A 3,590-nucleotide genomic window follows, 5' to 3' on the forward strand; every position below is an offset into this window, starting at 1 on the left:
GTCGATGCCCTGGCGATTGCCTGTGGCACCAGCCACGGCGCCTACAAGTTCACCCGGCCACCGACGGGCGACATCTTGGCCATCGACCGCATCAAGGCCATTCACGCCCGCATTCCCGATACCCATCTGGTCATGCACGGCAGTTCCAGTGTGCCCCAGGAGTGGTTGGCGATTATCAATGAGTTTGGCGGTGAAATCCCCGAGACCTACGGTGTGCCGGTTGAGCAAATTGTCGAAGGCATCAAGCACGGTGTGCGCAAGGTCAATATCGATACCGATCTGCGCCTGGCATCGACCGGTGCGGTGCGTCGCTTCTTGGCGCAAAACCCCAGCGAGTTCGACCCGCGCAAATACCTCAAGGCCACCATCGATGAGATGAAGGCAATCTGTGTGGCGCGCTACGAGGCCTTTGGCACCGCCGGCAACGCGTCTAAGATTAAGCCACTGAGTCTGGAAGCGATGTTTGGCGAATACGAGTCGGGTCGCTTGAATCCCAATATCAAGTAAGCGGCGTCATCGTCACTGTAAAGCCCGGCACCGCCGGGTTTTTTTATGCCCGCTTTATTTTTGGCGCTCAGGCGGGGCATACTCTTGACGCGTTCATACGCGGTGATTGTTAAGAATAAGGAAGCGCCCATGTTGTGGCCCGACAAGATCGACCAGCAAAACCTGCCCAGCCTCCAGCCGCTGTCGCCGGCGTCGACGGTGAATAGCCTGCCCTGGCTGCCCGAGTACTGCGCCTACTATGGCATCGATCTGGAAAAAGACTACCCCGGACTGCGCCACTACATCGGTTATTTCGAGGCGGAGGGCCAGCGGATTGCCACCCAGGTGTTCAAACTGCCGGGGGCCGAGCGCACCGCCTTTGTCTATCACGGCTACTACGATCACGTGGGGCTGTTCGACAATGTGATCAATTACTGCCTAAAGCACGGCTGCTCGGTGGTGGCCTATGACTTGCCGGGCCATGGCCTGTCGACGGGTGAGCGCGCGGCGATCGACAGCTTCTTTTCTTATCGCCAGGTGCTGTGCGCAGCGTTCGATGCGGTGGCGCCCTTTGACCTGCCGGCGCGGCGTTTCGCCATGGCGCAGAGTACCGGCTGTGCGATTGTCGGCTCGCATCTGCTCGATGGCGGCAGCGAGGATTTTGAGCAGGTGGTGTTGATGGCGCCGCTGGTGCGCCCGCGGGCGTTTTGGTGGGGCAAGCCGGCGCACAGTGTGCTGAAGCTGTTTATGCACAGCCTACCGCGCCGCTTTGCCGACAATTCCGATGACCAGGCTTTTCTGGAATTTCTGCGCGAGCGCGACCCCCTGCAGCCGCGTATTTTGCCGGTGAGCTGGGTGGGCGCGCTGAAAAAATGGCTGCCGTGGTTTCACGCCCAGCCAGCCTGTGATTGCCCGGTGTTGATTTTGCAGGGCGATGCCGACGACACCGTGGACTGGCGCTATAACCTGCCGGTGCTGCGCAGAAAATACCGCAACCTGCGCGAGGTGATGATTGCCGGTGCCCGCCATCATTTGGTGAAAGAGGGAGAGCACTACCGGGCGCAAATTTGGCAGGCCTGCGACGATTTCTTATTTTTCCGCCGCTAAGCGCAAAAAAAACGGAGCCAACAGGGGCTCCGAAAAAAGGGTATCGAGATAAGTCGATATTGAGACTGGGTGGTTGTCAAAAGGTTCCGCTTACATCATCGTTTGGGCGATGCCCTCGATATCGAGAATCAGTTGTACGGTGCGCGAGGCCGGCCCGAGGTCGTAGTCGATGCCAAAGTCTTTCAGGGCGAATTCCGTGGTGCCGGTAAAGCCCTGGCGGTAGCCGCCCCAGGGGTCTTTGCCAGCGCCAATTTCTTGCACATCAATGCTGATTTCGCGGGTGACGCCGTGCAGGGTCAGTTTCCCTTTCAGCTCGGCCTTACCGTCGCCCTTGGGAATGAAGGCGGTGCTGACAAACGTCGCCTTGGGGTATTTGTCGACATTGAGAAAATCTTTGCCGCGCAAATGCTTGTCGCGCTCGGCGTGATTGCTATTCAGGCTGGCGGTATCAATCGTCACCTTGACGCTGGCCGCCGTCGGGTTTTTCGGGTCGTAGTTAAAGCGTCCCTCGAAGCTGTCGAAGCGGCCGTGCAGCCAGCTGTAACCCAAGTGTTTAATTTTAAATTGTATAAAGGCGTGGGCGCCGGCGGTGTCGATTTTGTATTCGCTGGCCTGCAGGTTGCCACTAAGGCTAAGCAGTAGTGCCAGTCCGAGGGTGAGTATGTGCTTCATAATGCGTCCTTCTCTGTGAGCCAATAGTGTCGCGGCGGTGTTAGCGGGACCGTCGCGATGGGGTGTTGTCGGCAATGCCCAGCATTTTTTTCAGGGTATTGTCGCGGTTGTAAAAGTGATGTTTTAGCGCGGCGGCGCTGTGCACCCCGGCTATCAGGATGATGAGCCAGGCGAGTATTTCATGGGCTTCGCCAGCAATGTCTTCCTGGTTGGGCAGGTTCTGCAGGCTGGCGGGCACACTAAACCAGTCAAACACCTCAATAGCGCGGCCGTCGGCGGTGGAGATCAAGTAGCCGGCGATCATCATCAGCAGCAGCAGGCTGTACAGGGTGTAGTGAGTGAGGTGGGCGGCGACGCGCTCCCAGCGTGGCATGCCGGGGGCATCGTCGGGCTGAACATTGACCGCGCGCCACAGCAGGCGCAGCAGTAACAGCGCCAGCAATACTATGCCGAGGCTTTTGTGAATATGCGGCCCCTGGCGATACCAGGGGTCGTAGTAGCCGAGGTCGCGCATCCACAGGCCGAGGCCAAACATGGCGAAGATGGCCAGCGCCATGCTCCAGTGCAGGGCGACACTGATCCAGCCGTAGCGGGTGTTAGTATTCTTTAGGGGCATAGCTCTGGCACTCTTCCCTGGCGGTTCGCCGTTTGACAATGCTCCCAGTATAGATGCGCCAAGCTGATTAAAAAGCGCATTTTTTTGCGCGAATTAACCAGCTTTTTCGATGGGTTAGCGGCCGGCCAGTAGATTGGCTAGGCGGTCGACTTCGGCGAGGTCGGCGCTGGCTGGCACCAGCTGAATTTCATCGCAGCCCAGCGCTTCGATGGCGTCCAGGCCATCGAGAATGGCCTTGGGGTCGTGCATGGTCATGGTGGCGGCGACTTTCTGGGCTTCGTCCTCGCCAAAGATTTTCAAGTAGTCGAACACGTAGTCGCGCAGCGCCTGTTGGCCATTGTCGGCCAGCGAGTACCAAAAGCCGCCCATGCGATAGGGTTTGTCACTGCGCCCGGACTTTTCCCAGGCTTGATCGGCGGACTGGAAAAAGTGGTTAATCAGTCCGGCGTCGCCGCCCATGGCAAAGCCGTACAGGCCATCGGCCCATTTGGAAACGCGCTCAATGCTTTTGGGGCCCATGGCGCCGACTAAAATTGGCGGCCCGCCGGCTTGTATGGGTTCGGGGCCGATCTCGTCGTAGTCGGCAATTTGCTCGCCGCGCCACACTTGTTTCATTAGCGCAACCTGTTCGTCCATACGCTGGAAGCGGCCTTTCATGTCGGCGCCCAGTGCCTGGTAGTCTTTTTCGCGGCCGCCGACACCGACGGTA

At 58.7% G+C, this 3,590-nt stretch carries 5 protein-coding genes; 2 read left to right on the forward strand and 3 right to left on the reverse strand.

The genetic code is table 11. The features are described 5' to 3' along the window. Together ABYM29_RS15195 and ABYM29_RS15200 are read left to right on the forward strand one after the other, a co-directional pair. Nucleotides 1-507, forward strand: a 507-nt coding sequence (locus ABYM29_RS15195; RefSeq protein WP_372865638.1) for a class II fructose-bisphosphate aldolase, incomplete at its 5' end; no start/stop codon positions are given. A 129-nt stretch (nucleotides 508-636) separates the two neighbouring features. Next, a complete protein-coding gene (locus tag ABYM29_RS15200) occupies nucleotides 637-1,593 on the forward strand; it encodes an alpha/beta hydrolase (protein ID WP_372865640.1) in 957 nt (318 codons plus the stop codon). 90 nt (nucleotides 1,594-1,683) lie between these two features. Here ABYM29_RS15200 and ABYM29_RS15205 read toward each other — a convergent pair whose 3' ends face one another. The 3 genes from ABYM29_RS15205 to ABYM29_RS15215 all read right to left on the reverse strand — a co-directional run. Continuing rightward, the gene (locus ABYM29_RS15205) at nucleotides 1,684-2,265 is read right to left on the reverse strand and encodes a YceI family protein (RefSeq protein ID WP_372865641.1); all 582 of its coding nucleotides are present in this window, start codon (nucleotides 2,263-2,265) and stop codon (nucleotides 1,684-1,686) included. 40 nt (nucleotides 2,266-2,305) lie between these two features. Further along, entirely contained in the window at nucleotides 2,306-2,881 is a 576-nt protein-coding gene (locus ABYM29_RS15210) for a cytochrome b (protein ID WP_372865642.1), read from the reverse strand. Nucleotides 2,882-2,995: 114 nt separating this feature from the next. Continuing rightward, the coding region (locus ABYM29_RS15215) for an LLM class flavin-dependent oxidoreductase (protein WP_372865643.1) at nucleotides 2,996-3,590 on the reverse strand (595 nt) is incomplete at its 5' end.

Source organism: Spongiibacter sp., assembly GCF_041602295.1.
In the GTDB taxonomy this organism is placed as follows: domain Bacteria; phylum Pseudomonadota; class Gammaproteobacteria; order Pseudomonadales; family Spongiibacteraceae; genus Spongiibacter.